General features: G+C 61.7%; 31 protein-coding genes. 8 read left to right on the forward strand and 23 right to left on the reverse strand.

Translation table 11 applies throughout. From position 1 onward, the window contains the following. Positions 1-5: 5 nt before the first annotated feature. A complete protein-coding gene (locus HX818_RS07525; RefSeq protein WP_256346323.1) occupies positions 6-1,046 on the reverse strand; it encodes a YCF48-related protein in 1,041 nt (346 codons plus the stop codon). Between the two features lie 429 nt (positions 1,047-1,475). Here HX818_RS07525 and HX818_RS07530 point away from each other — a divergent pair, with 429 nt between their 5' ends. Next, positions 1,476-2,591, forward strand: a complete 1,116-nt coding sequence (locus tag HX818_RS07530) for a Gfo/Idh/MocA family protein (RefSeq protein WP_177019746.1) — start codon at positions 1,476-1,478, stop codon at positions 2,589-2,591. A gap of 102 nt (positions 2,592-2,693) precedes the next feature. Here the strand turns inward: HX818_RS07530 and HX818_RS07535 are convergent, their stop codons facing one another. From HX818_RS07535 to HX818_RS07555, 5 genes are all read right to left on the reverse strand, one after another. After that, a complete protein-coding gene (locus tag HX818_RS07535) occupies positions 2,694-5,807 on the reverse strand; it encodes an efflux RND transporter permease subunit (RefSeq protein ID WP_177019747.1) in 3,114 nt (1,037 codons plus the stop codon). Next, positions 5,804-7,075 (reverse strand): efflux RND transporter periplasmic adaptor subunit, encoded by a 1,272-nt coding sequence (locus tag HX818_RS07540; protein ID WP_177019748.1) that lies wholly within the window; start codon positions 7,073-7,075, stop codon positions 5,804-5,806. Before HX818_RS07540 ends, HX818_RS07535 begins: the two co-directional genes overlap by 4 nt. Next, the gene (locus tag HX818_RS07545) at positions 7,068-8,306 is read right to left on the reverse strand and encodes a TolC family protein (RefSeq protein ID WP_177019749.1); all 1,239 of its coding nucleotides are present in this window, start codon (positions 8,304-8,306) and stop codon (positions 7,068-7,070) included. The genes HX818_RS07540 and HX818_RS07545 overlap by 8 nt, the downstream gene beginning before the upstream one ends. Positions 8,307-8,402: 96 nt before the next feature. Continuing rightward, complete coding sequence (locus HX818_RS07550; protein ID WP_087694115.1) at positions 8,403-8,747, reverse strand: hypothetical protein; 345 nt, start codon at positions 8,745-8,747, stop codon at positions 8,403-8,405. A gap of 297 nt (positions 8,748-9,044) precedes the next feature. Continuing rightward, on the reverse strand, positions 9,045-9,950 hold the full coding sequence (locus HX818_RS07555) for a hypothetical protein (protein ID WP_003219728.1): 906 nt from the start codon (positions 9,948-9,950) through the stop codon (positions 9,045-9,047). Positions 9,951-10,318: 368 nt separating this feature from the next. Between HX818_RS07555 and HX818_RS07560 the strand changes: the two genes are divergently transcribed. Together HX818_RS07560 and HX818_RS07565 are read left to right on the forward strand one after the other, a co-directional pair. Further along, a complete protein-coding gene (locus tag HX818_RS07560) occupies positions 10,319-11,002 on the forward strand; it encodes a response regulator transcription factor (protein ID WP_003219726.1) in 684 nt (227 codons plus the stop codon). After that, entirely contained in the window at positions 10,980-12,377 is a 1,398-nt protein-coding gene (locus HX818_RS07565; protein WP_008435962.1) for a cell wall metabolism sensor histidine kinase WalK, read from the forward strand. The genes HX818_RS07560 and HX818_RS07565 overlap by 23 nt, the downstream gene beginning before the upstream one ends. Positions 12,378-12,514: 137 nt before the next feature. Here HX818_RS07565 and HX818_RS07570 read toward each other — a convergent pair whose 3' ends face one another. Genes HX818_RS07570 through HX818_RS07580 form a run of 3 tightly spaced genes read right to left on the reverse strand, consistent with a single transcriptional unit; the run spans position 12,515 to position 14,779 of the window. Further along, positions 12,515-12,931, reverse strand: coding sequence for an SRPBCC family protein (locus HX818_RS07570; protein ID WP_087694116.1), 417 nt, complete (start codon positions 12,929-12,931; stop codon positions 12,515-12,517). Positions 12,932-12,960: 29 nt separating this feature from the next. Further along, positions 12,961-13,758: an SDR family NAD(P)-dependent oxidoreductase gene (locus HX818_RS07575; protein WP_003219722.1), complete on the reverse strand. Its 798-nt coding sequence runs from the start codon at positions 13,756-13,758 to the stop codon at positions 12,961-12,963. Positions 13,759-13,774: 16 nt separating this feature from the next. After that, positions 13,775-14,779: an aldo/keto reductase gene (locus HX818_RS07580; protein ID WP_177019750.1), complete on the reverse strand. Its 1,005-nt coding sequence runs from the start codon at positions 14,777-14,779 to the stop codon at positions 13,775-13,777. A gap of 118 nt (positions 14,780-14,897) precedes the next feature. On the opposite strand from HX818_RS07580, the gene HX818_RS07585 reads away from it, so the two are divergent. After that, complete coding sequence (locus HX818_RS07585; protein ID WP_177019751.1) at positions 14,898-15,839, forward strand: LysR substrate-binding domain-containing protein; 942 nt, start codon at positions 14,898-14,900, stop codon at positions 15,837-15,839. A 72-nt stretch (positions 15,840-15,911) separates the two neighbouring features. Here the strand turns inward: HX818_RS07585 and HX818_RS07590 are convergent, their stop codons facing one another. From HX818_RS07590 to HX818_RS07610, 5 genes are all read right to left on the reverse strand, one after another. Beyond that, positions 15,912-16,121 (reverse strand): YXWGXW repeat-containing protein, encoded by a 210-nt coding sequence (locus HX818_RS07590; RefSeq protein WP_080673247.1) that lies wholly within the window; start codon positions 16,119-16,121, stop codon positions 15,912-15,914. A 236-nt stretch (positions 16,122-16,357) separates the two neighbouring features. Next, positions 16,358-16,834: a periplasmic heavy metal sensor gene (locus HX818_RS07595; RefSeq protein ID WP_003219717.1), complete on the reverse strand. Its 477-nt coding sequence runs from the start codon at positions 16,832-16,834 to the stop codon at positions 16,358-16,360. Next, positions 16,831-17,262 carry a hypothetical protein gene (locus tag HX818_RS07600; protein ID WP_003219715.1) on the reverse strand — a complete coding sequence of 144 codons (432 nt, stop codon included), beginning with the start codon at positions 17,260-17,262 and terminating at the stop codon, positions 16,831-16,833. The genes HX818_RS07595 and HX818_RS07600 overlap by 4 nt, the downstream gene beginning before the upstream one ends. After that, a complete protein-coding gene (locus HX818_RS07605) occupies positions 17,259-17,840 on the reverse strand; it encodes an RNA polymerase sigma factor (protein ID WP_134326907.1) in 582 nt (193 codons plus the stop codon). Before HX818_RS07605 ends, HX818_RS07600 begins: the two co-directional genes overlap by 4 nt. A 47-nt stretch (positions 17,841-17,887) precedes the next feature. Then, positions 17,888-18,208, reverse strand: a complete 321-nt coding sequence (locus HX818_RS07610; RefSeq protein WP_003219711.1) for a YXWGXW repeat-containing protein — start codon at positions 18,206-18,208, stop codon at positions 17,888-17,890. A 270-nt stretch (positions 18,209-18,478) separates the two neighbouring features. Between HX818_RS07610 and HX818_RS07615 the strand changes: the two genes are divergently transcribed. After that, on the forward strand, positions 18,479-18,622 hold the full coding sequence (locus HX818_RS07615) for a hypothetical protein (RefSeq protein WP_166742173.1): 144 nt from the start codon (positions 18,479-18,481) through the stop codon (positions 18,620-18,622). Between the two features lie 4 nt (positions 18,623-18,626). On the opposite strand, the gene HX818_RS07620 is transcribed toward HX818_RS07615, so the two are convergent. Next, positions 18,627-18,875 (reverse strand): DUF1652 domain-containing protein, encoded by a 249-nt coding sequence (locus HX818_RS07620; RefSeq protein WP_008435982.1) that lies wholly within the window; start codon positions 18,873-18,875, stop codon positions 18,627-18,629. Positions 18,876-19,119: 244 nt separating this feature from the next. On the opposite strand from HX818_RS07620, the gene HX818_RS07625 reads away from it, so the two are divergent. Beyond that, complete coding sequence (locus tag HX818_RS07625) at positions 19,120-20,064, forward strand: diguanylate cyclase (RefSeq protein ID WP_177019752.1); 945 nt, start codon at positions 19,120-19,122, stop codon at positions 20,062-20,064. Positions 20,065-20,351: 287 nt separating this feature from the next. Here the strand turns inward: HX818_RS07625 and HX818_RS07630 are convergent, their stop codons facing one another. The 4 genes from HX818_RS07630 to HX818_RS07645 form a co-directional block, all read right to left on the reverse strand. Then, positions 20,352-20,612: a hypothetical protein gene (locus tag HX818_RS07630; protein WP_003219703.1), complete on the reverse strand. Its 261-nt coding sequence runs from the start codon at positions 20,610-20,612 to the stop codon at positions 20,352-20,354. A gap of 4 nt (positions 20,613-20,616) precedes the next feature. Then, on the reverse strand, positions 20,617-21,063 hold the full coding sequence (locus HX818_RS07635; protein ID WP_003219700.1) for a GNAT family N-acetyltransferase: 447 nt from the start codon (positions 21,061-21,063) through the stop codon (positions 20,617-20,619). 91 nt (positions 21,064-21,154) lie between these two features. Then, positions 21,155-22,054, reverse strand: coding sequence for an AraC family transcriptional regulator (locus HX818_RS07640; protein ID WP_087693025.1), 900 nt, complete (start codon positions 22,052-22,054; stop codon positions 21,155-21,157). Positions 22,055-22,090: 36 nt separating this feature from the next. Continuing rightward, a complete protein-coding gene (locus tag HX818_RS07645) occupies positions 22,091-22,786 on the reverse strand; it encodes a fumarylacetoacetate hydrolase family protein (protein ID WP_177019753.1) in 696 nt (231 codons plus the stop codon). Between the two features lie 172 nt (positions 22,787-22,958). Between HX818_RS07645 and HX818_RS07650 the strand changes: the two genes are divergently transcribed. After that, positions 22,959-23,510: a DUF4262 domain-containing protein gene (locus HX818_RS07650; RefSeq protein ID WP_003219697.1), complete on the forward strand. Its 552-nt coding sequence runs from the start codon at positions 22,959-22,961 to the stop codon at positions 23,508-23,510. Between the two features lie 3 nt (positions 23,511-23,513). Here HX818_RS07650 and HX818_RS07655 read toward each other — a convergent pair whose 3' ends face one another. Then, positions 23,514-23,843: a hypothetical protein gene (locus HX818_RS07655; protein WP_023658946.1), complete on the reverse strand. Its 330-nt coding sequence runs from the start codon at positions 23,841-23,843 to the stop codon at positions 23,514-23,516. 213 nt (positions 23,844-24,056) lie between these two features. Between HX818_RS07655 and HX818_RS07660 the strand changes: the two genes are divergently transcribed. Then, positions 24,057-24,602 (forward strand): hypothetical protein, encoded by a 546-nt coding sequence (locus HX818_RS07660; protein WP_003219695.1) that lies wholly within the window; start codon positions 24,057-24,059, stop codon positions 24,600-24,602. A 62-nt stretch (positions 24,603-24,664) separates the two neighbouring features. Here the strand turns inward: HX818_RS07660 and HX818_RS07665 are convergent, their stop codons facing one another. The 3 genes from HX818_RS07665 to HX818_RS07675 form a co-directional block, all read right to left on the reverse strand. Further along, entirely contained in the window at positions 24,665-25,303 is a 639-nt protein-coding gene (locus HX818_RS07665; protein WP_134326911.1) for a hypothetical protein, read from the reverse strand. Positions 25,304-25,420: 117 nt separating this feature from the next. Next, positions 25,421-25,741 (reverse strand): multidrug efflux SMR transporter, encoded by a 321-nt coding sequence (locus HX818_RS07670; protein WP_087693029.1) that lies wholly within the window; start codon positions 25,739-25,741, stop codon positions 25,421-25,423. Positions 25,742-25,808: 67 nt separating this feature from the next. Beyond that, positions 25,809-26,255, reverse strand: a complete 447-nt coding sequence (locus HX818_RS07675; protein WP_029615984.1) for a carboxymuconolactone decarboxylase family protein — start codon at positions 26,253-26,255, stop codon at positions 25,809-25,811. Between the last annotated feature and the right edge of the window lie 180 nt (positions 26,256-26,435).

The following is a 26,435-nucleotide window of genomic DNA, read 5'->3' on the forward strand; positions in this document are numbered from 1 at the left end:
CCTTCTTATTGTTTTGTCGGCTCGGCGCCGGTTGGACTGGCCACGCGAACGCCGCCCTGCCCCGCCAGAATCAAGTTGCCGTTGCCCGCCGCGGTGACCGCCGACAGCGAAATGCGGTCCGGGCGATTGAATACGCTGAAGGTCAGGCCGTCGTCGTGGCTGACCACCACGCTGCCACCGTTGCCCACCACCACGATGGAACCGTCGTCCAGCAGGGTCGCCCCCGACAAACCGAATTCCAGCGCGCCACGAGTGGCGTTCAGCTCCACCGGCTCCCAGGTGCTGCCAAAATCCGTGGAGCGGAACAGGTTGCCACGCAGGCCGTAGGCCAACAGCGTCTGCGCCTGGGCGGTGCCGATCACGCCGAACAGCGAGCCCTCGTAGGGGCCTTCGAGTTTTTCCCAGGTTTGCCCCTCGTCATGGGAGCGGAACATGCTGCCCTGCTCACCGACGATAAACAGCCCGGCGTCTTTCACCTGGGCGATGGCGTTGAGGTGGTATTGGTCTTCGTTGTCGAGGCGGTCGCTGATGTCGTCCCAGGTCTTGCCCCCGTCGGTGGTTTCGATCAGCGCACCGTAGGCACCCACGGCAAAGCCGTTGCTGGCGTCCTTGAACCAGACGTCGAGCAGCGGTGCTTCGCGCTTGAGGTCCTGGAATTGTTGGGTCCAGGTCACGCCGCCGTCGGTGGTGGCGAGGATCTGTGCGTCATGGCCCACCGCCCAGCCGTGTTGGTCGTCGGCGAAAAATACGGCGGTCAGCAGTTGCCGGGTGGGGACTTTGCCTTGGGTCCAGGTGGCGCCCTGGTCGTCGGAATAGAGGATGTGCCCGCGATCACCGACCGCGACCAGGCGCTTGCCTGCGTGGACCACGTCGATCATCAGGCTTTTGGCGGCCTTGGGGGAGTCAATGGCGAACACCGCGGCGGCGGTGGTTTCTGTGGCGGCATGGGCCGGTGTCGACAACGCGACAACCCCCAGCAACGAGAGCGCTGTGGCCAGCAATGCGACCCTGCGCGTGGCCTTCGGGCGGAAAAACACCACACCCATGACAGGCTCACTCATAGACCTTTCTCCCATTTATTATTGTTAGGTCGTCTTGCCGCGGGGAGCCCTGAAACCTGCAATCTAGAGCGCCTTGGGCAAGCTGGGCCATCCTAGCGGGCTTTGGAATCGTCTGACAATCGGCGCTACGTTATGTTTTGTTAACTGGAGGGGTTTGGGTTGGTGCTGAATGTAGTGCTATCAGCGGCGGTGATCCGTGGAGGGGGGCTGTTGGGGTGAGGGGGCTTGCTTCCGCTGGAGTGCGCAGCGCTCCTACGCTTTTTGGGGCCGCTGCGCAGCCCAGCGGGAGCAAGCTCCCTCGCCACGGGGTGAGGTGTGGGCTTTGAGAATGAATTTTTATTCTATGTGTTGAGTTTTGGGAATATTTATTCCATAAATAGGCTTCTCAATACAATAATTCGAAGGAACCCGGCTATGCGCGAACTCGGAATCGGCCTGATTGGTACAGGCTTTATGGGGCGTGCCCACGCCTTGGCGTTTAATAACGCGCGGGCGGTGTTTGAACTGCCGGTGAAGCTCACGCTGGCCGCCCTGGCCGATGCCGATACCGAGCGCGCAATACGCTGCGCCGCTGACTGGGGGTTTGCCCAGGCCCATGGCGACTGGCAGCAGTTGATTGACGATCCCAAGGTGGATGTTGTCGCCATCACTACTCCCAACCATTTGCACTACCCCATGGCCATGGCTGCACTGGCGGCAGGCAAGGCGGTGTATTGCGAGAAGCCGCTGGCGGTGAGCCTGGAGCAGGCGGCCGCGATGCGTGATGCGGCGAGCAAGGCCGGGGTGGTGACGCGGGTGGGTTACAACTATCAGCACAACCCGATGATTGGCTTGGCCCGGCAGTTGATCGCCCGCGGTGAGTTGGGGGAGATCATCAGTTTTCAGGGGGAGTTCAGCGAGGATTTCATGGCGGATTCGGCGTCGCCGTGGTCGTGGCGCTGTGAGGTGGGACATGCCGGCGGTGCGTTGGCGGATCTGGGCAGCCATTTACTGTCCATGGCGCGCTATTTGGTGGGGGATGTGGTGAGTGTGTGTGCCGATACGCAAACGGTGCACGGGCAGCGGCCTGCCACCGCCGGGAGTGAGACGCTGCGGGAGATTGCGGTGGATGACCAGGTGCATGCGTTGTTGCGGTTTGCCAATGGGGCACGGGGGACGGTGAGCAGTAGCTGGCTGAAGCATGGGTATAAGAATCACCTGAGCTTTGAGATCAGTGGCACCCGAGGCACGTTGTTGTTTGATCAGGAACGGCTGAATGAATTGCAGCTGTTTCGGGTTGGGCAGGAGGGGTTTCAGCGGGTGTTGGCGGGGCCTTCGTTGCCAGGGTATGCGGCGTTCAGTCCGGCGCCGGGGCATCAGTTGGGGTACAACGAGCTGAAGACGCTGGAGGTGCATGAGTTGGTGATGGCGTTGGCCGGCAAGGGCAGTGACGGGACGGATTTTGCGGCGGCTTGGGAGATTGAGCGGTTGGCCACGGCGATTCGGGTGGCGGCCAAGGAGGAGCGGTGGGTCAGGCTGAATGAGGTCTAAATGTGGGAGCGGGCTTGCTCGCGAACGCGGTGGGTCAGCCACGGCATCTGGCGACTGACACACCGCTTTCGCGAGCAAGCCCGCTCCCACATTTGATTGTCGTTAGCTTTTGGATTTGCGCATTAGCCTATATGCCGCCGGGATGACGAAGAGGGAGAGCAAGGGCGCTGTGAGCATGCCGCCAATCATGGGCGCGGCAATCCGGCTCATGACTTCGCTGCCGGTGCCGCCGCCTAAAAGGATCGGCAGCAAGCCGGCGATGATTACGGCCACGGTCATCGCCTTGGGCCGCACGCGTAATACGGCACCTTCGGTGATGGCTTCCAGCAGGGCCTGGTCCCCTCCTCCCTGGCGTTCGGCCCAGGCGTTTTTCAAATACAGCAGCATGATCACGCCGAACTCCGCCGACACCCCCGCCAACGCGATAAATCCAACACCCGTCGCCACCGACAGGTTGAAGCCCAGCCAGTACAGCAACCACACCCCACCCGTCAGCGCGAACGGCAACGTGGCGAGGATCAGCAGCGCCTCATCCACCCGCCGGAACGTCAGGTACAGCAGCACGAAGATGATCAGCAAAGTCGCCGGCACCACCAGTTTCAGGCGTTCATTGGCCCGCTCCAGGAACTCGAACTGCCCCGAGTAGCTGAGGCTCATGCCCGGTTGCAATTGCACGTTCTGGTTGATCGCCTCGCGCAAGTCCTTCACCACCGACGCCAGGTCGCGATCACGCACGTCAATGTACACCCAGCCGGAAGGCCGAGCGTTTTCGCTCTTGAGCATCGGCGGGCCTTCGCTGACCTTGATCCTGGCCACGGTGCCCAGGGTGATCTGGCTGCCTGACGGCGTATAGATCGGCAGGTTGCTCATCGCGCTCACCGAGTCGCGCCATTCTTTCGGGTAGCGCAGGTTGATGGGAAACCGCGCCAAGCCTTCGACGGTCTCGCCGATGTTTTCCCCGCCAATCGCCCCGGAGACAATGGACTGCACATCGGTGATGTTCAGGCCATAACGCGCGGCGGCCGGGCGGTCGATATCCACGTCGATGTAGCGCCCGCCCGTCAGGCGTTCCGCCAGCGCCGAGCTGACGCCGGGCACCGTCTTGGCGACCTTTTCCACGGCCTGGGTCACGGCGTCGATGTCCATCAGGCTGGAACCCGCGACCTTCACGCCGATCGGGCTTTTGACCCCGGTGGCGAGCATGTCGATGCGGTTGCGGATCGGCGGAATCCAGATGTTGGTCAGCCCCGGCACCTGCACCACCCGGTCGAGTTCCTTCACCAGTTTTTCCGGGGTCATGCCCGGCCGCCATTGGTCTCGCGGCTTGAACTCGATGGTGGTTTCGAACATTTCCAGCGGCGCCGGGTCGGTGGCGGTTTCGGCGCGGCCGGCCTTGCCGAACACGTGGGCGACTTCCGGCACGCTCTTGATCAAGCGGTCGGTACGTTGCAGCAATGCGCCGGCAGTTTGCGTCGACAAACCAGGCAACGCCGACGGCATATACAACAGGTCACCCTCATCCAGCGGCGGCAGGAATTCACCGCCCAGGTGCGACACTGGCCATAGCGCACTGGCGACCATCAGCAGCGCGACCAGCAAGGTCATGCGCGGCCAGCGCAGCACCGCGTCGAGGGCCGGTTGGTAGAGTTTGATCAGGCCGCGATTCAGCGGGTTGCGTTGCTCATCGGGAATACGCCCGCGAATCCAGTAGCCCATCAGCACCGGGATCAGGGTCACCGACAACCCCGCTGCAGCGGCCATGGCATAGGTCTTGGTGTAGGCCAGCAGCCCGAACAAGCGGCCTTCCTGGGCTTGCAGGGTGAACACCGGGATAAACGACAAGGTGATGATCAGCAGGCAGAAAAACAACGCCGGCCCCACCTCCACTGCTGCATCGGTGATGACCTTCCAATGCGCCTCCCCCTTCAATTCCTGGTTCGGATGCGCGTGGTGCCAGGCTTCGATTTTCTTGTGGGCATTCTCGATCATCACCACCGCGCCATCGACCATCGCGCCGATGGCAATCGCAATCCCGCCCAGGGACATGATGTTCGCGTTGATGCCCTGGAAGCGCATGACGATAAAGGCAATCAACACCCCCACCGGCAACGAAATGATCGCCACCAGCGAGGAGCGCAGGTGCCACAGGAAGATCCCGCACACCAGCGCCACCACCAGGAACTCTTCGAGCAGCTTGTGGCTGAGGTTGTCCACGGCGCGATCGATGAGTTTGCTGCGATCGTAGGTGGTGACGATTTCCACCCCGGGCGGCAGGCTGGTTTGCAGTTGCTCCAGCTTGGTCTTGACCGCCGCGATGGCCTCGCGGGCGTTCTTGCCGCTGCGCAGGATCACCACGCCGCCCACCGCCTCGCCTTCGCCATCCAGTTCACTGATGCCCCGGCGCATGTCCGGGCCCAGCTGGATCGTCGCTACATCCCCAAGGGTCACCGGCACGTTGTGGGTGTCGAGCCGCAGGGGAATGCCGCGAAAGTCCTCCAGGGTTTTCAGGTAGCCGGACGCACGCACCATGTATTCCGACTCACCCATGTTCAGCACCGAACCGCCGGTTTCCTGGTTGGCCTTGCCAATGGCTTCCACCACTTGGGCCTGGGTGATGCCGCGACTGGCCAGGGCCAGCGGGTCGATCTGCACCTGGTACTGCTTGACCTGGCCGCCGATGGTCGCCACTTCGGCGACATTGGTCAGGGTCTTGAGCTCGAACTTGAGGAACCAGTCCTGCAACGAGCGCAGTTGCGCCAGGTCGTGTTTGCCGGTGCGGTCCACCAGCGCGTACTGGTAGATCCAGCCGACACCGGTGGCATCCGGGCCCAGCGCCGGCTTGGCCGACGCCGGCAAACGCGCCTGCAACTGGCTCAGGTATTCCAGCACCCGCGAGCGCGCCCAATACAGGTCGGTGCCCTCGTCGAACAGCACGTAGACGTAGCTGTCGCCGAAGAACGAAAAGCCACGCACGGTCTTCGCCCCCGGCACCGAGAGCATGGTGGTGGTCATCGGGTAAGTGACCTGGTTCTCGACAATCTGCGGGGCCTGGCCCGGGTACGGTGTGCGGATGATCACCTGCACATCCGACAGGTCCGGCAAGGCATCCACCGGGGTGTTCTGGATCGACCACAAACCCCAGGCCGTCACGAATAAAGTCGCCAACAACACCAAAAAGCGGTTGGCCACCGACCAGCGAATCAACAGGGCGATCATGGCCGGGCTCCCGGTTGCATGCTCATGCCGTCCATGGCCCCCTCATCTGAAAAACCGCCGGACGATTGAGTGATAATTCCCTTCAAACTTGCTTCGGAGTCCAGCAGAAATTGACCGGAGGCCACCACCTGCTGGCCTTCCTGCAGGCCGGCGAGGATGACGGTGTTGTCCTGGTTTTCTGCACCTACCTGGACTTCTACCGGGCGATATCGCCCGCCCTCCTCGGCCACCATCACCAGCACGCGTTTGCCGGTGCGAATCAACGCCTCGCTCGGCAGCAACAGCACCGATTGGCCGCTGGATTGGGCCAGGCGCACCTGGGCGGTCATACCGGGGCGCAACATACCGTCAGGGTTGGGCAGTTCGACCCGAACCTGCACGGTGCGGCTGTCCATGGCAGTTGCCGGCAGAATCGCGGCGACGGTGCCTTTGACGACTTGTCCCGGCAACCCGACAAAACGGCTCTCGACCGTTTGCCCAACGGCCAGCGCGGCGCCCTGGGCTTCAGGCACGGCGACCTGCAGCCACACGGTGCCCAGGCCATTGACCCGCGCCAGGGTTTGGCCCGCCGCGACGGTCATGCCTTCGCGTACGTCGAGGGTTTGCAACGCGCCGCCCAGCGGGGTGGTGATGGTCATCACCGATTGCACCCGGCCGCTGCGCTCCATCTGCGTGATCAACCCGGCAGGCATTCCGCTCAAGCGCAGACGCTGGCGGGCGGCAGCCAACAAACCTGGATCGCTATGTCGCAGAGCAAGGAACTCTTCCTGAGCGGCGGCCCATTCGGGCACCAGAATGTCCGCCAGGGGCGCCTGAGCCTTGAGCACATCCCCCGGCGCACGGGCGTAAACCCGCTCGACAAATCCGGCAGCGCGCGCCTGCACCACCGCCACATCGCGGTCGTTGAAGGCGAGGATTCCCGACAGCTCAAGACTCGACGCCAGCACCCCACGGCTGACGCTCGCCAGGCGCACGCCGATGTTCTGGGTCAGGCTGGGGTCGATCTGAATCGCCGCACTCTCCTCGGCGCCACCGGCGTAGCGCGGCACCAGTTGCATGTCCATGAAGGGCGACTTGCCCGGCTTGTCGAATTTTTGCTGCGGGTACATCGGGTCGTACCAGTACAGCGCCTTTTTCTCGTCCGGCGCCCGCATCGTCCCGACCATGGCCGGCTGTGCCTCGCGTGTCTGCGCCAGCCAATAGCCGCCACCCAGACCCAGCAGCAGGACGCCGCCCAACAGGGCCATATTCACGATTCGGTTATTCATTGGCGGGTTCCCCGTAAGCAAAATACAGCTGGGCGCCGGTCAGGGCGCGCTGTTCAATGGCATCAATCTGTTTGAAGCGCGCCTCGACCCACTCGCGGCGGGCGCTGACCACGCTCATCAGGTCGCCCTTGCCCGCGCGATACCCCGCCAGGCTCAGCGACAATTTCTCCTCGGCCAGCGGCACCAGGCTGTCCTGGCTGCGCTGCACGGCGCGGTCCAGGCGCTGGTAGTTGGCCAGGTCGTCTTCGAGTTCCTGGGTATGCTCACGGGTCTTGGCTTCGCGTTCGGCGTCCAGTTGGTCGAGTTCGGCCTGCTTGGCGGCGATACCGGGGTTTTGTCGGCGACCGGGGAAGATCGGCAAATCGAAGGTGAATTGCAGGCTGACCATGTCGCCGTACTCACGGCCTCGGTGCTGGTAGTCCACTTCCCAACTCCAGTCCGAGGTCTTTTGCGCCTTGGCCTCGTTCAGCCGGGCTTCGGCCTCGCGGGTGCGCGGTGCAAAGGCTTGCAGAACCGGGTGCTGGTGCAGGTTGTGGGTGAAGCCGGTGGTGTCGATTTTCCAGTTCGGCAATTGCCCGCTGGGGGCTTCACTGGCGGCCGAGCCGATCCAGCGCTTGAGGGCCGCCCGGGCCTGGGCGCGTTGCTGGATCAGCTCATCCTCGCGCTCGGCCAGGTCAGCCGCTTCCTGCTTCGGGATCACGACGTCGGAAGGCTGCCCGCGACCGCCGGCCAGTTGCGCACGCACGGTGTCTTGCAGCAGGCGATTTTGCTGATAGAAGTCCTTGAACAGCGCCTCTTTACGCTCCACCGCATAGGCGCGAATCCACGCCTGGGCGGTGGCCTGACGCACATTCAAGCGCTCGATCCGGCCTTCGGCGGCAGCCGTGTCCACGCTGGCCGACGCCAACTCAACCCGTGCCTTGCGCTTGTCGCGGCTGGGCACTTGTTGCTGGATGCCGATCATTTGCTCGGTCATGTCATCGCCATACAACGTGCCGCGATTGGGCCCGCCGACGGGGAAATTTTGCAGGCCTACTACCAGTTTCGGGTCCGGCAGTTCGCCGGCCGGAATCGCCGCCTGGGTCGCGGCCTGCAATTTGGAGGATTCAGCCGTCAGCGACGGCGCGTTGTTTTGCGCCAGGCGCAAGGCCTCATCCAGGGTCAGCGCAGACGCCAGCGTCGGCCACGCCAGCACGCCCATCACCAGGGCACGCACGCATAGGAAATTCATCTTGAAGTGTCCTGTTCTGTTGCGCTGTGCACCGCTTTACGCGGCCCACAGCAAGGCCGTCCCGGTTCAGGGACGAGTCTTCAGGTGCAACAGGATTCAGCGACGGGGCGGGCGCCAGACGCCGGACGGCGTGCGGTCGGGAATGAAGTCGGAAGAGACGCTGACGACCAGCGCATTGGAGGCAGTTACCGGGGCCTTGAGCACCGGCATCGACAATTGCAGCATGCCGCCGGTCTTGCACTCCTGGCCGGGCTTGCAGCTTTTGCTGTGATCGGCGGCTGCGCCGTCCTGGCAACAGTCAGGGGCCATGTCGCTCATCATCTGCATGTCGGACATCTGCATCGGGCACGGCTCGGTGCTCGACGGCACACCCGCCATCCCGGTCAGGGGAAGCGCAAGACTCAACAGCAGGACCAGGAAAAAACGCAGATAGCGGCTCATGGGACGGGAGCTTAGCCAAAAGACGGTTAAGCAACAATTAACAAAATCCGGAGATTTCGCCTTCGCCCGGAATGCAGCAACGACACAAAACAAAATGTGGGAGCGGGCTTGCTCGCGAAAGCGGTGTATCAGCCAATCCATATGTGACTGATACACCGCTTTCGCGAGCAAGCCCGCTCCCACATGGGGACCGAGCAAGCCTGAGGATCAGTGCATGAAGATCGCGATCAGGATAATGACCGGGATAGGCACACCGAGGAAAAACAGCAGTAATGAGCGCATGACGTTCTCCTTGAATTAACGAACGGAAGTGGTGTGGGGAGTGGTTTCCAGATACACCACGGCATCCCGGCGACGACCACCAAAGGTTGCAGCGAGGCTGGCAAAAAACGCACCGATCAACAGCGCCACGAAGGTCCACAGCGACGTGTAGGCAGCCACTTTTGCAGCCGTGTCGGCAGCCTGCTTGGCTTTCAACTTGGCGTCATCCAGGGCTTTTTGAGCCTGGCCATAGACCTGGTCAACACGCGCCTCGGCATCGGCCTGGCTGAGGTTGGTCCGCTGGCTGATCAACTGTGCAAGGTACGCACGGTCTTCAGGTGCCAGCTGACCATTGTTGCTCACGGTACGAGCGAAGATGCGAGCGACCACACCATGCACCGCGTCATCACTGACGGCGGCCGGGCGATCATCACGGAACAGGCTGTCGACGTAGTAGCCAAAGTCTTCGCCCTTGGAGGCAGCGCCAGCCACCTGGCTCATGCCACTGACGGCACCCGAGGCCACACTGGCACCGGCCTTCACACCACCGCTGACCACACTGCTGACCGAACCGACGATCAGCACCGCCGTCACCAGTGTCGCCACGGCCCAGGCCAGGAAGCCATGGGCGGTGTCGCGAAAGTACACCTCATCGCCGTGCATATTGGCCCATTTCACCCGCAGGCGACCGGCGATGTAACCGCCCATCCCCGACGCGATGATTTGCGTAACCGCCAGCCAGACAATGGTAGAAATGCCAAGCCCTTTGGCGCTGATGCCACTGTCGGCCCACGGCGACACCGCCGAAAAGCCCAGGCCGAAGCCCAGCAGTACCAGAATCAAGGACAGCGCAGCCGCGGCAGCGGCCCCGGCAAAGATCGCGCCCCAGGAAACCCCGGAGAGCGTGCTCGACTCTTGCAGCGTGGATGAGGATGTAATCATTGTTGTTTTGCTCCAGGCATGAAAAATAGTGTTACAAGTCTCAAAAGGGACAGTGCAGGCGACGTGCCAGAAGCTCGAAAATTAAAACTTCATATATTTCAACAACTTAATTAAGTTGAACTAATTTGAACCATGCAACTTGCAAGAAATGGCCCGGAGCGGCGGGCGTATTGCATTCCTCGTAGGAAATAACCCGTACGCCCCCCATGGCATGCAAAAAATCCTACACACACAGCGTTCGTTCAGATTCAGCGGGTTATGGTGAATTGTGTCGTTTGTGCCTACATAAATTTTTATTTAGGAAGCGGGCTATCATTTCTTGGCAAAATGCCCGCACTTCAGTGTGAATCGCTCACCAGGTAATCCTTATGACCCGCATTTTGACCATCGAGGACGACGCCGTAACGGCCCGCGAGATCGTTGCCGAGCTGAGTAGCCATGGACTGGACGTAGACTGGGTAGACAATGGCCGCGAAGGCCTGGTCCGTGCCGTCAGCGGTGATTACGACCTGATCACCCTCGACCGCATGCTCCCGGAACTGGATGGCCTGGCCATCGTCACCACCCTGCGCACCATCGGCGTATCCACGCCGATCCTGATGATCAGCGCCCTCTCCGATGTGGATGAACGGGTACGTGGCCTGCGGGCCGGTGGTGATGACTACCTGACCAAACCGTTCGCCTCCGACGAAATGGCCGCCCGCGTCGAAGTGCTGCTGCGGCGCAAAAGCACGGTCAAGGAGTTCGAAACTGCGTTGCGCGTGGCGGATCTGGAACTGAACCTGATCAGCCGTGAAGCCAGCCGTGCCGAACAGCCCCTGAGCCTGTTGCCGACCGAATACAAACTGCTGGAATTCCTGATGCGCAACACCGGGCAAATCCTCTCGCGGATGATGATCTTCGAGGAAGTCTGGGGTTATCACTTCGACCCGGGCACCAACCTGATCGACGTGCACATCGGTCGCCTGCGCAAAAAAATCGACCCGCCGGGCCTCACGCCGCTGATCCGCACGGTACGAGGTTCCGGGTATGTCATTGCTGAACCCCTCTAAAGGCTGGCGCTCTTCCAGCAGCCGGCTGCTGGCGCTCTACAGTTCGTTGTTCGTGGCCTGGAGCTGCATCCTCATGGGCGTGCTGTACTACGAGGTGTCCGGTTACCTGGGCGACCTCTCACGCCACTCCCTGATGCAGCGCCAGCACCTGTTCCAGCGGTTTGACGGCGAAGAGCTGGTGGAAGCCCTGACCACCAGCATGACCTTCGACATGAAGGGCGTTGACGCCTACGGCCTGTTCGATAATCAGTTCAACCCCATCAGCGGCCCGATCCGCGTGATACCGCCCGACCTGCCAATGGACGGACACATCCACGCCCTGGCCAACTGCATCGACTCCGACGACCCGAAACTGCCGCGCGACAGCTGCGACGCCGTAGCCACCCACACCGAAGACGGCCGCTGGCTGATCCTGGTGCGGGCCAACGGCTCGCTGTTCGGCGTGACGCGGATCATCCTGCACGCCTTGCTGTGGGGGATCACCCTGACGATCATTCCCGGCGCGGCCGGCTGGCACCTGCTCAGGCGGCGCCCGTTGCGGCGGATTCGCGGGATCCAGGCGAGTGCCGAAGCCATCGTGGCCGGCGACCTGACCCACCGTTTGCCATTGTCCGACCGACGCGACGAACTGGACATGCTGGCGGCCATCGTCAACGCGATGCTCGACCGTATCGAGAAGCTGATGAACGAGGTCAAGGGCGTGTGCGACAACATCGCCCACGACTTGCGCACCCCGCTCACACGCCTGCGGGCGCAGCTGTACCGAATCCAGCAACAGGCTGATGAAGACGCGCCCCACGCCCTGCAACTGGACGCGGCCATCGCCGAGACCGACACCTTGATGGCGCGTTTTCGCGGCCTGCTGCGGATTTCCGAACTGGAAGACCATCAGCGCCGCTCGGGCTTCCTGGTGCTTGATCCCCTGCCCTTGCTGCAGGAACTCCACGACTTCTACCTGCCCCTGGCAGAAGAAGGCGAGATGGAACTGCTACTGCAAGTGCCGGACTCATTGCCCTGGATCACCGGTGACCGCGCGCTGCTGTTCGAAGCCCTGGCCAACCTGCTGAGCAACTCGATCAAGTTCACCCCGCCGGGCGGCGAAGTGATTTTGCGCGGCGTGAACGATGCCGGCAGCACCCGCATTGAAGTCCTCGACTCCGGCCCCGGGATTCCCGCAGCTGAACGTGCGGCAGTGTTCCAGCGGTTTTACCGGGTGGACGAAGGCAATCAGCAACAAGGCGGGTTTGGCTTGGGGCTGTCGATTGTGGCCGCGATCATCAACCTGCACGGTTTCAAGCTGGAAGTCGGCAGCAGCGAACGAGGCGGCGCGAAGCTGATCCTCGAATGCCGCCAACAACTGATGCCCGAAGCCTGAGCCTGAGCCTGAGCCTGAAGAACACCACAAAACCAATGTGGGAGCGGGCTTGCTCGCGAATGCGGAGTGTCAGTCAACCCATCTGGCACTGATCCACCGCATTCGCGAGCAAGCCCGCTCCCACATTTGATCTTCATTCAGCCCGGAAAATTACCCCGCAACGCATCCAGCCCACCGCTGTAGACACCGGTAAACAACTCCTCCACCGCCGCATCCGTCACACCGGCCACCGGAGTAAACACGCCCGACCAGGTCACCTTCGCGGAGCTGTCACCCAGCGCCTCAACCTTCAACGTCGCCAGATACTCACTCACCGGAAACGGCGACTCGCTGATCGAATAACTGTAGGTACGCGCTGCATCATCAAAGCGTTGCAACCGTTCCACCACCACCCCGCCATCCGCCGTTTGCAGATGACGCACGCGCCCGCCTTCACTCGGCTCGCTCTTGACGATAAAGGGCAGCCAGTCCGGCAGCGAATTGAAGCCGCCGACCAATTGCCAAACCTGTTCGGCCGAAACCGGGATTTCAATAACAGCAGATGCTTTTGCCACGATTAACACTCCAAACCATTCAAGAAAAATCAGATCGCCATGCTGTCGACAACACCGCCGTCGACCCGCAACGCGGCACCGGTGGTGGCAGAGGACAACGGTGAAGCAATGTACGCCACCAGATTCGCCACTTCATCCACATTCGCTGCGCGCTGGATGATCGACGTCGGCCGCGCATTGCGCACAAACACATCCGCCTCGTCCCGCGCACTGCGCCCGGACTTGGCCACGGCGTCCTTGAGCATGTGCTCCAGGCCATCGGTAAAGGTCGGCCCCGGCAGGATCGCATTGACCGTCACCCCGGTGCCCGCCAGGCGTTTGGCCAAGCCATGGGACACCGCCAGGTTGGCGCTTTTGGTCACGCCGTAATTGATCATGTCAGCCGGCGTTGCCACCCCGGATTCCGACGACACAAAGATCACCCGGCCCCAGCCCTGCTCGACCATGCCCGGCGTGTAATGCCGCGACAAACGCACACCGGAGATCACGTTGACCTCGTAGAAACGCGTCCACTCGCTGTCGGGGGCGTCGAAGAAATCGACGTCGTTGAAGATCCCGAGGTTGTTCACCAGGATGTCGGCGCGCGGCTCGGCGGCGAACAGCTTTTCAGCGCCCTCGGCCGTACCGAGGTCCGCCACCAGCCCACGCAGATCCGCGCCGGGCACGGCCTGGCGAATGGTCGCCAGCGCCTCGTCGACCTTGCCCGATTCACGCCCGATCACCACCACCGTAGCGCCGGATTGCGCCAGCGCCTGGCTGATGCCCAGGCCTATGCCGGCGGTGCTGCCACTGACGATTGCGACTTTGCCACTGATATCAATTTTCATGTTCGCGTTCCTGTGGTTAGAGCGGCAGCGGTGCACGGGCCGAAATCAATCGTGCCTCGCGCAGGGCCTGCCAAAAGGCTGCGGGAATCTTCTCTGACAACGCCGCGACGTCTTCAGCAATGCGCCCCGGACGACTGGCACCCGGAATCACTGCGGCCACTGCCGGGTGAGCCAGGGAGAATTGCAGTGCAGCGGCTTTCACACTCACGCCATGGGCCGCGGCAATCGCCTTGATCTGCTCGACCTTGCTGATGATCGCCGGGCTGGCTTTCTGGTACTCAAAATGTGCGCCGCCCGCCAGGATCCCGGAGCTGTAAGGGCCACCGACCACGATCTCGACGTTCTGCGCCTGGGCTGCCTCCATCAAGCGCTGCAAGGCGCGTTCATGGTCGAGCAAGGTGTAGCGACCGGCAAGCAGGAAACCGTCGGGCTGGGCTTCGGCCAGGTCCAGGGTCAACTCGCAAGGCTCGACCCGATTGACGCCCAGGCCCCAGGCCTTGATCACGCCTTCTTCACGCAGGCGGGTCAGTACTTTGAAAGCACCGGTGCGCGCCTGATTGAAGTAGTCCAGCCATTGATCGCCGTAGAAATCCTGGGCGATGTCGTGAATCCACACGATGTCGAGGCGGTCGGTTTGCAGGCGGTTGAGGCTGTCTTCGATGGAGCGCAGGGTGGCATCGGCGCTGTAGTCGTTGACCATCTTGTTCGGCCGGCCATGTTCAAACACGCCGCTTTTCTCGCCGAGGTCGCGGGCGCTTTCTTCCACTTCATCCAGGATCACCCGGCCGACCTTGGTGCTGAGCACATAGTCGTCACGGTTGTACTTGGACAGGGCCTGGCCCAGGCGGATTTCCGAGAGGCCCGAGCCGTAGAACGGTGCGGTGTCGAAGTAACGCACGCCCTGGTTCCAGGCTGCTTCAACGGTGGCTTGCGCCTCCTCTTCAGGAATCGCACGGAACATGTTGCCCAAGGGGGCGGTGCCAAAACCCAGCACGCCGGGCAGTTTGTCTTTCAAGCTCATGGGGTAAATCCTCAAGATTGTTCAAGGTCGCTGTGTTGACCGTTGAGCAGATCGTAGATTGCAGAGATCGGACCGTCCAAGACATACTGCGACCAACTTGAGTCCCTTAAGGTCTGACATGATCGACTTCCGCCAATTGCGCTACTTCGTTGTAGTCGCTGAAGAAGAACACGTGGGGCGTGCTGCCGAACGGTTGCACATCTCCCAATCGCCCCTGAGCCGGCAGATTGCCCAATTGGAAGAGCGCCTGGGCCTGACCCTGTTCGAGCGCAGCCAACAGCGCATCCGCCTGACCCGCGACGGCCAGACGTTCCTCGCCGAAACCAAGGCGCTGCTGACCCACGCCAACCGCCTGGAGTCATTGGGCCGGCGATTGGGTAAAGGCGAAGAAGGCGGACTGTGCATCGGCTACATCGAAAACGCCATGCACGCGGGGGTGCTGCCCAACGCCCTGAAGGTACTGCGTGACGCGCGGCCCAACGTGCATATCGCCCTGTACAACCTGCCCTCCATCGAGCAACTGGAAGGCCTGCGCCAACGCAGCCTGGATATCGCTCTGGTGGGTGAACCACCGGCGGCGGATGACCCGGACCTGATGGCATTGCAAGTGCTGGACGATCCGATGCTGCTGGCGCTGCCCGAGCAGCATCCGCTGGCCAGCGTCAGCGAGTTGCTGCCTGAGCATCTGGCCGAGCAGCAATGGATTGGCGTGCAGCGCAAAGCGGGTGCAAACCCGGCGGATGACTTTGTTGCGGCGTGCATTCGGGCAGGGTTTACCCCGCAGATTCCGATGGAAGCCAGCGAGCCGTTTACCGCGTTGGGGTTGGTGGCGTCGGGGCTAGGTGTCGCGATGGTGCAAAAGGGCTTGAGCCGCAATGCACCGCCGGGCGTTGTGCTGCGAGAACTGCCGTGGCTGACCTACACCACGCCGCTGTGGGCGGCGTGGCATCGGATCAACTTGCGGCCGTTGGTGGAGACGTTCAGGAAAGTCCTGACAGAGCCCCTATCACCTGTGGGAGCCGGGCTTGCCCGCGATGCAGGCACCTCGGTCTGTCAGTAAGACCGCGGTGATGCCATCGCAGGCAAGCCAGCACCCACAGGGTTTCGGTGTCGCAGTTGAACGTGTGGTGGATCAGTACCGCCAATGCCCCGGCACCCATAACCACTGCCCGTTCCCCCAGCGATAGTGCCCCCGCACCCACTGATACCCTGGCGCCGGCGCCACCGGCACCACCTCGACCAAAGGCGGCGGGCGCCGCGGATGAACAGGCTCGACAATACAACCGGATAACGCAGCCGCCATCAACGTGGCGGCCAGCGTAGCTTTGAATAGGCGGGACATGGCACGGTTCCCCAATGAGACTGGCCTTCGCCTGAGTGGCGGGCCTACCCGGGTTAAACGCCGCCAGCCGGGAAATCCGTCGCCCGTCTCGGTGATTAATGCTCGTTCCCACGCTCTGCGTGGGAACGCATACCGTGACGCTCCGCGTCACCACTGCGCAAGACTTGAACCTTGCATCGCCAACTGGACGCAGAGCGTCCGGGGCGGCATTCCCACGCAGAGCGTGGGAACGATCTTCAGTGGCTCTTGGCGACCTTGCCCTTCGCCTGCCCCTTCATATACAACGCCTCCACCAACCGCTGCCGCTCATCCCGGGGCAAGGTGCTGGCGAACTGCGCCAGGGTGTTGTCCACCAGCGCCCTGAGCGCCATGTCCGCCTCCCGGGCCTTGCCCAGATCCGTCACCAACGCCTCACGGTCGAGAGTCGGCGCCTCCAGTTGCTTGATCACGTCCAGCCGCGCCTCACGCCCGGCCAGCACCAGCGGCTGGCTGTCGGCGCGGTTCTGGCGCAACAACTGGCGCAGTTCCTTGCGCCGTTCCGGCGGCAGCTTGACCATCGCCTGGCGCAGGCCATGCTGGTTAACCACCGCCTCGGCGGGCTTGGTGTTCGCCAACCAATGGTACAAGCCACCGCCGACACCGCCGATCAAAAACACGTTGAACAACACCGACACAACCAGCAGCGGCTTCAGGTACTTGGGTGACGGGGTCATTGCTCGCTTTCCTCGGCGTTGACGGTGAAGACGACTTCGGCGTCGCCCTGGTCGAAGACACTCGGCAGTACTTCAGGGCCAAGCATGGGCAACGGCACGCTCAACGACGCCACCAGGATTCCGGCGGCGACCCCGGCGATGCCCACGCCAACAAAACCGGCCGGCGACAGCCAGCCGGCGTAGCGCGCCCAGAAGGACTGGCGCTGGGGAAACGATTGGCGAATCTGCCGCGCCAGCGCCGGGTCGACGGGTGCCAGTTGATAGCCGTCCAGCTGGCCGTCGAGCCATCGCGCCTGATGCAGCACCTCAAGGAGGCTGGCATCGCCTGCGTCCAGCAGGGCCTGGGCCTCGGCCTGTTCGGCGCGCGGCCAACGGTGCAAGTGGCCGCCGTAAGCCTCGGCCAATTGGGCAAATCGTTCAGGCGTCATGGTTTTCCCCTTCCTGGGCGGGCGGGCCCGGGTGTGTCGTCAAGGTAACTGCGCAGGTTGCGCCGGGCCCGTGACAGCAAGCTCTCCAGTGCCTCGACGCTGATGTTCATCAGCGCCGCGGCGTCGATATTCGACAGCTCTTGGTAATACTGCAACACAATCGCTTCACGCTGGCGATCAGGCAGCGACGCCAACGCCGCCGCCATGCGCTCACTGCGGGCGGCCGCTTCCAGCTGTTCATCGGGCGCAGGCGCTGTGTCGACCACCTCGCTCATCGCCTCCTCATCGTGCAGCGGGCGCTCCTTGCGCCGACGCAAATGGTCGTGGCACAGGTTGAGTGCCACGCGGTGCAGCCAGGTGTCGAAACGCGCTTCGCCACTGCGCCAGCTTGCAGCCTGGCGCCAGATACGCAGGAAACTTTCCTGGGCCACGTCCCTGGCCTCGTCGGCATCCCCGAGGATCCGACTGGCGAGCGCGAGCAAACGCGGCAGTTTGCGCGTCACCATTTCGTTGATGGCCGCCGGTTCGTTGTTACCGATGCGGGCCAACAGCTCAACGTCCGGATCAGTGTCTTTCAATAGGGCAAGTCTCGGTCCGGTGGCTAAGGGTCAGGTTGACGGAATGCTCAGCGGATCCAGTGCCCTTCTCTCCAGTACCAGTTGGGGCCGCGCGATTCCCAGTGGCCAGGTTCCCAACGGGCGTTGCGCATCACCGGCTGCCAGTGGCCCGGTACCCAGGCATAACCGCGCCCTTCGTAGCGCCAGTGCCCGCGATCCCATACATAGCCAGGGCGTTCGACGGGAACGGCCTCGACGCGCATCGGCGGTGGCGCTTCGCGGATGATCACTTCGGTCTGGGCAAAGGTCGGCGTGCTGACCAGGGCGGCCAGTGCCAGCGGGATCAACAAGGCATAACGTAATTTGGCCAGCGGTCGTGCAAGTCTCATGACAACTCCTTCATCGGCGATCGCCAGTGATCGCAGTTGTAGGGTTGAACGGCAGGTGTCCGAAAATCCGTCGCAACAAAAAGAACTTTTTATCGCGACCGCTCAGGACGGCAGGCAGGGCCAGTATTGCCCAGGGTTTGCGGGGAGTTGATGAAATTGTTGAAAGGCCGCGACGGAATTATCCATGTGGCCGCGTTCAAGGGTTAACCGTTGGTAATCGACAGGCGCGTTCTGTTGGTTGGCGACGTCCATCACCTTGAGGAAATCACCATGTCTCGTCGAATTTCACTGCTGGTTGCCGCCGTCCTGCTCATGAACCTTGGCGGCTGCGTGTTCCTGCCGGGGCACCGCGAGCATTGCTGCTGGCGCGGTTACGGGGTAGTGACTACCCCGACGGCACAAGCGATCTCCTGATCCGCTAACTGACCGCTGCAAAACCCCTGCGCCCGGCCTTGATCTCGGTGCGCAGTTCGCCAATCAGGTTTGAGATGGAACGGATGCTGTCCAGACCCTGGGGCGACACACGGGGCAGCAGCAGGTCGACGCGCCCGGAGGCCGGGTCGAAGATGTTGATGCGCAGCGAACCGTCGCTGTTCAATGAGCAGTCACAGGCGAGGGGCAGGAAGCCGGACTCCATGATGTGGCGAAACTCGGCGATCGAAATCATGCGGGCACCCTTCCCTGTACGGGGCTCGGAGGACGTGATCCGTCTAGGGTAGATGAGCTTTTTCAAACTGCCCGGGAATTAATGCAAAAGTGATACTTGGTGCGCATTTCGGCTAAAACCGCTGGCCGGCTGACGCCAAAAAAACCACACCGACACCCTCTTATCCGATGCCGCGCGAAGGGCTTGCTTCCTGGCGATGATGGCAAGATGCTCTGGTTTTTTTCCGACACCGAGAGCACTCCGCATGAGCATCGAACCTTTGATCGAACCCGACAGTGCTGTGTACAAGACGTTGCTGGAATCGACCAAGGCCATCCCCTGGCGTATCGACTGGGCAACCATGACTTTCAGCTACATCGGCCCGCAGATCGAGGCGCTGCTGGGCTGGACGCCGCAGAGCTGGGCCACCGTCGATGACTGGGTGGAACGCATGCACCCGGACGACCGCGAGTATGTGGTCAACTTCTGCGTCTCCCAGTCCCGGGCCGGGGTCGACCACGAAGCCGATTACCGGGCGCTGACCGCCAGCGGTGAGTACGTGTGGATTCGCGACGTGGTGCACGTGGAGCGCAAGGACGGCGAGGTGCAGGCGCTGATCGGCTTCATGTTCGACATCAGCGAGCGCAAGAAGACCGAAGAACACCTGATTCGCCTGCAGAAGCAGCTGGAGGAGTATTCGTTCCAGGACGGCCTCACCGGCATCGCCAACCGGCGCATGTTCGACACCGTGCTGGCGCGGGAATGGACCAGCGCCCAGCGCAGCCAATTGCCGCTGTCGTTGATCCTGTTGGATATCGACTATTTCAAGCAGTACAACGACCTCTACGGGCATATCAAGGGCGACGAATGCCTGCGCCAGGTGGCACGCACGCTGTCGCAGGCGGCCAACCGGCCACGGGACTTCATTGCGCGCATCGGCGGCGAGGAATTTGTGTGGTTGTTGCCGGAAACCGATGCCGAGTCGGCACGGCGCGTGGCCGAACGCTGCCTGCACTTGATCCGCCAGCAGCAGATCGCGCATGAGCACTCGGCGGTGTCGGACCTGCTGACACTGAGCCTGGGCGTAGGCACTTGCACGGTAACGCCGGGCGGCGCGGCGCTGGCCTTTGTCGAAGCCGTCGACAAATTGCTGTACCAGGCCAAGCGCAATGGGCGGATGCGCGCAGAGTTTGCCGACGTAGAGGATTGATACAACGCTCAAATCGCGGGCAAAAAAAATCCCAAGTAGCTGATGGAAACTTGGGATTTAAAAATGCATAAACCGTGGGAGGTGAACGCCCGGCTATATTACCCAGCGGGAAAACTTGTAACAAGATAATTTTCAACCTTTCGTCGGATTAAAACAGCGCTAAGTCATTCAATAACCACACTTTTTTAATGGATCCGATTATTGGAAATGCCACTTTTTGGTGCAATAACAGCGCATCGTTAAACAAACTTCGCTGTTTAATTCCGCGATAAAAATAAGGTTATTGATTAAAAGTGCGTGGGCTTCTTCAAATAGTGCTGATACAGGTGTTTGCACGGATCCACCAACACAAGTTCGTCCTGGGGCGTGGCGCGCGAAACACTGGCTGCCTGACGGCATAACGCCAGGCGCTCCGCCGCCTCTTCCCGCTGCCGGTCGACCTGGGCATTGAGCCGAACGAAATAAGTCCCCAACAACACCGCGACACATAGAACGCCGACGCCAAAATAGCGCAAGGCGTTGGATTGAGGGGGTTCCAGCTCACTCATACACTCATTGCACCTTGTGTTTCTGATAGCGAACATCGTCGCCCTCGGCCGTGTCGACCACTGCCCAGCCAAGCCGCTGGTAAAAACCGTTGGCACGGATCTGATCCCGCCCATCCGTGATCAGGAAGAGCGTGTCGTGGTGCTCGAACAGCGCGGCCTCGGCCACTGCCATCAATTGGCGGCCCAACCCAAGGTTCTCGTGAGACGGCAATACAAACAGGGCGAACACCTCGCCTTCGGCAAGATCAACCATTGCAAACGCGACAGGCCTGCCGTCCAGTTCGGCAAGCCATACGCAAGGCGCCTCGCGCATGCTGTCGGCGACGACTTGCGGGGTAATGCCCAGCTCAGCCATCTGCTCGCGGCTTAAGTGGTTCTGCACCACGGCGGTGCGAATGTCGAAAATGGCATTGATATCGCCCGGAGTTGCCAACCGTATAACCGAACCCATGTGCACCGCCTCCCGATGAGACGCTCAATTGTATGTAAATTGAAACACATCGGTTGTGGTGGATTTGTAAAACAGTCAGCCGGATTGCGCGTTAATCCTGCTCACGCCGCCTGAACTGCCCCGGCGCCAGCCCGTGGGCCTTGCGGAAACACCGGGAAAAATACGCCTCGTCGGTAAACCCGCAACGGTGCGCAATCGCGCCGATCATCTGCGGGCTGTTGAGCAGCAGCGTGCGCGCCAGTTGCATGCGCCGGTCGAGCACCAACTGGGAGAAGGGTTTGCCGGTTTCCTTGCGCAACAGGTGGGTCAGGTAGTTGGGCGACAGGAACGCCGCCGCCGCGGCATCCGTCAGGTTCAGCGACGGCTCGTGCAAATGCTCGCGGATGTAGCCTTGCACCCGGGCCAGGGCATCCTTGCGCCCACGCCGGGTGGCGTTGTTGGCGGCGAACGCCTGGAGCGGTTCGGCGTACTGTTGGCACACCAGCCCGATCAACTGGAACAGGTAACCCTTGAGCCGCTCCCGGGCGCCGAAGCTGCGGTGGGCGTCCAGGCTACGCATGTGTTCCAGCCAGGTTTTGACTTCTTCGAAGGCCGCGTCGTCGAGGATGAAGTCCAACTGCTCCTGGAAGCGGAACGGCGACAGCTCCGGCGCCTGGCCGATGGGGATGTCTTCCAGGTCCAGCGGGTCGCAGGTCAGTTGCGGCAGGAAAAAACCCTGGCTGAAATTGATCAGCATGAAGTCGCCGTCGTCGGGATGGGGAATCACGTGCAGGCGATGGGGCAGGATAAAGGCCAGGGCCTTTTTCGGGAACGGGCGCACCGCACCGCCGATGTGCTGCACGGTGTCGCCACCCAGGTTGATCTGGATCTGGAAATATTCGTGGCGATGGGGACTGGTCAGCGCCGCCCTGCCCCGCTTGTCGCGGATGTAGAAGTCGGAGCGGTCGCTGCGTTGTTCCATGCCATAGGTGGTGATGCGGGTGCCGGGCATACGCGTTTCTCGGGGGGCCTGGGCACCACTGTAGCGTCAACCCTGGCCGAGGGTGAAGCTCAGCTCGGCCAGGCCGTCGATGCCGGCGGTCACCACATCGCCCGGTTGCAAGGCGCCGACGCCCGCCGGGGTGCCGGTAAAGATCAAGTCGCCGGCTTTCAGCGCCACGGATTTGGACGCGTGGCTGATCACCTCACTGACCGACCAGATCTGGTCTGCCAGATCGCCCACTTGACGTTGCTCGCCATTCACCTTGAGCCAGATTCGCCCAGTGCCCGGGTGGCCGACGGCACTCACCGGCTGCAACGCCGTGCAGGGTGCCGACTCATCGAAGGCCTTGGCCCACTCCCATGGCCGCGAAGCCTTTTTCGCCTGGGCCTGGAGGTCGCGGCGAGTCAGGTCGATGCCCAGGCCGTAACCCCAGATATGCGCGAGGGCATCTTCCGGGGCAATGTCCACCCCGCCCTTGCCGATGGCCACCACCAACTCGACTTCATGGTGCAGATCGGCGGTCAGCGGCGGATAGGCGATCACGCCCTCGGCGGGCACCACGGCATCAGCTGGCTTCATGAAAAAGAACGGCGGCTCGCGGTCGGGGTCGTGGCCCATTTCGCGGGCATGTTCGCTGTAGTTGCGCCCGACACAGAACACCCGGCGCAGCGGGAAGCGGGCGTCGTCGCCGTGGATGGCAAGGGACGGGGTTTCGTTGGGGGTGATGACGTAGCGGGTCATGGCATGTGCCTCTTCGATTACCTGGGGCCAGTATGCGGACGGGCTCCGGGGCGAAGTTGGACAGGCTTACGCAGATTTTGTACTGGGCGGTGCATCGGTCACTTTGCCGAGCGAACCCAACACTGCTAGCCTCATCGCGCTTTCAACCCCTGATCCCGCAGAAAGGACTCTGATGAACATCATTCGCGCCGTCGCCCTCTTCGCCGCCTCATTGTTCTCGATGAACACTTCAGCCAAGGCCCCGCTTCCGGGATTCCAGTTGCCCAAGGCAGATTCGGAATATGACGAGAAGGTGTTGGCGGATATCAAGAAGATCGGCTGGCACCATGTGCATGTGCGGGCTGAAGACGGTGAGCCTTCGTTCGCCTACTCCCTGGGGTTCTACGCCAACTTCGGCCAACCGGAAATCATCGTATTCGGGCTGCCCCCGCAGATTGCCCAGCAGTTGCTGAACATCGCCGCGATCCGCTTTGCCGGTGCAAAAGCCGCCTATGAAACCTACAAGCCCTATGACGATATTGCCGAAGGCATGCGCATCGCCTTCATTCCTGTAGACCGCAGGCACTACCGCGAGTACCTCGGTTATGCCGGCTGGTTCTACGCCTCGATCAAAGCTGATTTCCCTGCGTTGCAAATGGTCTGGCCGGACAAACAAGGGCGCTTTCCGTGGGAGCCCAACTACGACCAGTCGTTCTCAAGGCTCCAATTGCTGCTGGATAAATAAGGGTTATTTACGCGCCAGCTTGTAGCGCAAACAGTCCTGATAAAAACTCTGGCGAATCACCTCGGGCTTGACCCGCGAACGGCTGTCGTAGGTCTGTTCGGTGATGCCCATGGCCATCATGTGCATCCAGGGTTTCTTGAACTGGTAGGTCTTCAGCTTCTGCCGCGCGGCGTACAGCGAGACGCCCGACAGCTTCAATTCCTGGGCCCGGGCGGCGGTGCCAGCCCCCCAACTGCACATGTACTTGTCGTTGTCCCGCAGCTCCCGTGCCTCAACCGAAACCGCCCCACCCGCCAGGGAACAGGCGATCAGCATGATTCCAACATTGCGCATTTGCATCCCGCCTAACCACCTGAAAATAAAAGTGATTTTGGCGAGAATTTTGTTACAAAGGGGCCAGCAAATTGCCTTCTCGATGAATTTTCCGACCTGAAACCGAACCAAGTAACAGCGCTGCCACTCAGGCATTTTGCCACTATTGGTTGCCGATGGCCCATTGCCTGACGATAATCGCGGCGCTCTCCCACACTCACGCAAGGAAACGCCGTGAAAAAGCTTCTACTGTTGACCCCATTGCTCGCACTGCTGTTGCAAGGCTGCGGCGTCACCATGACGCAATACGAGCCGAACTTCGATAACGTCCAGGTCCTCAAGCAAGCAGCGCCGCTGCAACCCGTCAGCAATGCCCAGGTGACGGCCGCATCGGGCGAAGGCTCGTTGTCTGTACGTGCCAACCCGATCCGCTCGCCCAGTGGCAGCATCCCGGCGCATATCCAGGCTGCAATCACCCAGGAACTGCAACTGGCAGGCCTGCTGAACCCGCAAGCAGAACGTCATCTGCAAGTGCTGGTGGTGAAGAATTCGCTGTCGGCAGGCATGGGCTCCGGCAACGGCACCCTGGCCGCGCGGTTTACCCTGCTCAAGGGCAATGACGTGGTGTACGACGCGACCAAGGAAGTGAATCACACCTGGCCCAGTTCGTTCTTCGGGTTCATTGCGATCCCGAATGCCGCCAACGCCTACAACCCGATGGTGCGGGATTTGCTCAAGTCGCTGTACAGCGACCCGTTGTTCATCAAGGCGCTTAAGTAAGGCCTGGGCTGCGAGGATCGGCCACCCTGCCCTCGCAGCTGTTTCAAACGTTCAGTTACGTGTCACGCTCGTGGCACGCCGGCATCCAGCGCCGAATACTTCAGGTTATTACCGTCGACCATTTGCTTGAGCAGGGCATTGACCTGGCGGGTGAAGGTATCGGTCACCGCGTCTTTCGGCGTGTTGGCCATCAACGGGATGAACCAGATGCCCATCCAGGTATTGATCGAGTCGTGGTTGGTGCCGGTGCTCAGTGCCTGGCCTTGTGCGTCCACCGATTCCAGCTTCATGGTGTACTGATCAGTCCCCAGCGCCGGAATGATGGTGAAGGTAAAGCCGCTGATAAAGGCCAATACCAGTTGGCCGCCACCCGGTGGATGGTTGTAGACCTTCAGGCGCAGGCTGTAATCGCCTGGCTGCTTCTGGAATTCATCCAGGGTCACGCGACCAAACAGGCCGGAGTCAGTCAGGACTTTCTGCAGCTGTGGCTTGAGCATGTCACGCGCTTGTGGGACTTCGGCCGCGGCGGCATTTGTCGGCTCGCCCTGGTAGAACTTGAAGTCTACGTAGACGTTCGGTTTGTTGGCGTAGCTGGCCTTCGATGGCAGCGTGACGGGTGCCACTTCGTCTTTCGTGAAGCTGGCGCAGCCGCCCATCGACAACGTGATCAGGGCCAACCCCAGCATTTTTCCAATGTGCATTACGACTTCCTTAGTGAATGGAGCGTCTCCATGGCCGGAGTTGCTGGGGGCGGATGATAAAGAGTGGGTGGGAATGTTAAAAGGCCATCTCCGAGAAATACCCGCTCGCAGGCAGCACTAGTTGGCGGAGACCAGTTTCAGGCCGATCACGCCGGCCAGGATCAGCACGATGCACAAAACCCGCAATGGCGCGGTGGAATCGCCCAGCAATGCCATGCCGAGGATCGCGGTGCCCGCTGCGCCGATTCCAGTCCAGACCGCGTAGGCGCTGCCCACCGGCAGGGTGCGCAGTGCCATCGACAGCAGGATCACGCTGGAAACGCCGGTCACGACGGTGAGCAATCCGGGGGTGAATCGGGTGAAACCGTCCGAGGCCTTCATCGCGAACGCGAAGGCGATTTCAAGGATGCCGGCCAAGCCGAGCAGTAGCCATGCCATGGGATGAGCCCTCAGGAAATACAGTGAGTGTGTGGCGAGCAGCCCCGCCACACCGAATCAGCGTTGGCTATGCCTTGGCAGCCGCCGCTGGCGTGGTACGGAAGGTGATGCCCAGTCGGTTGAAGGCATTCATCAAGGCGATGCCGTAGGTCAGGTCAGCCAGTTCCTTGTCGCTGAACTCGGCGGCCGCTGCCGCATAGTCGGCGTCCGAAACATCACTGGCGGTCACGGCTTCGGCAAAGGCCAGCGCCACGCGCTCACGCTGGGTGAAGACTGCGCCAGCGTCGTGCCACACTGGCACCAGCACCAGCTTGTCCACGGCCAGGCCTTGCTTGAGCAGGTCCCGCGAGTGCATGTCGATGCAAAAGGCGCAGCCGTTGACTTGCGAAACCCGCAGGTAGACCAGGTCGATCAGCTCCTTGGACAGGCCGCTGTTTTGCAGGTAGACGTAAACCCCGCCGAACGCCTTGTAACCTTCAGGGGAAGCTTTGGAGTAGTCGAGACGCGTTGTCATGGTGAAGTCCTGTAGCGGTTGGATGAAGCCGCCATCTTGCGACGCCATGGCCCACCCAGAAAGATCCATGATCGGGCTTGAGCACTAGGCCATGAACCCGCGGACATGGCCTACTCTGAATCATGATTCTTGGCCCTTTGGCATGGGTCATGGGGTTCGTAGACTGAGGGCCATCCATCC

Origin of the sequence: Pseudomonas sp. F9001, from assembly GCF_013385435.1 — a bacterium.
Taxonomy (GTDB): domain Bacteria; phylum Pseudomonadota; class Gammaproteobacteria; order Pseudomonadales; family Pseudomonadaceae; genus Aquipseudomonas.